Annotated in this window: 1 protein-coding gene and 1 pseudogene; one reads left to right on the forward strand and one right to left on the reverse strand. The window is 42.3% G+C overall.

Annotated elements, in window-relative coordinates; genetic code table 11:
- Positions 1-111 (forward strand): annotated as a pseudogene (locus GC102_RS39405) (VOC family protein); the annotation flags it as partial.
- Between the two features lie 339 nt (positions 112-450).
- Here the strand turns inward: GC102_RS39405 and GC102_RS39065 are convergent.
- A complete protein-coding gene (locus GC102_RS39065) occupies positions 451-558 on the reverse strand; it encodes a YjcZ family sporulation protein (RefSeq protein ID WP_216628019.1) in 108 nt (35 codons plus the stop codon).
- Positions 559-646: the final 88 nt, after the last annotated feature.

A 646-nucleotide genomic window follows, 5' to 3' on the forward strand; every position in this document is an offset into this window, starting at 1 on the left:
ATGCCGTGGGGGAACCGTGCTGTGCTGTTTCGCGATCCCGACGGCAACCTGGTTAACCTCTTCACGCCGGTGACCGAGGAAGCGATCAAACGGTTCAGCGGTAGGCGTTGACGGACAGTTGAAGTGAGTGAGGCGAATTTCGTAATTAGTAATTTTACTGACCGCTTCATAGAAAGAGACCAAAGCAACGAGCTATGGTCTCTTCATTTTATCTAGGTTCTTCATTATTTATTGAGAAATGGATCTATTTCACGACCCTCGCTGATGCTGGCAGCCTATTTGTAATTGTGCTCTTGTTTTCCGTTAGTTCAACCAGTTTTAAAGCGAGTTACTATTTTAGGTTATTTCAAAAAGTTTCCCAAAGCTCATCAAAGATACGTACGAACACAGAAATAGATCCACAGCAACGAGCTGTGGATCTAAATTTAATATATTACCTAATGCTGCGTATCATATTGCAAAAGTCATAGTAATAATAACCAACAAAATAAAGAGAACCAATACTGCTGCTGAACTACTGCCGCCATATCCTGCTCCTGTTCCTGCTGCATATCCCATAAATTAGTCACTCCTTTCAAGTGATTCAGTCTCGGTACTACCAAAAGAAAAACGGAGACCTACGGAAGAAAAATGGGGACTCCTCAAT

It is taken from the genome of Paenibacillus germinis (assembly GCF_013141785.1).
Lineage (GTDB): Bacteria > Bacillota > Bacilli > Paenibacillales > NBRC-103111 > Paenibacillus_E > Paenibacillus_E phytorum.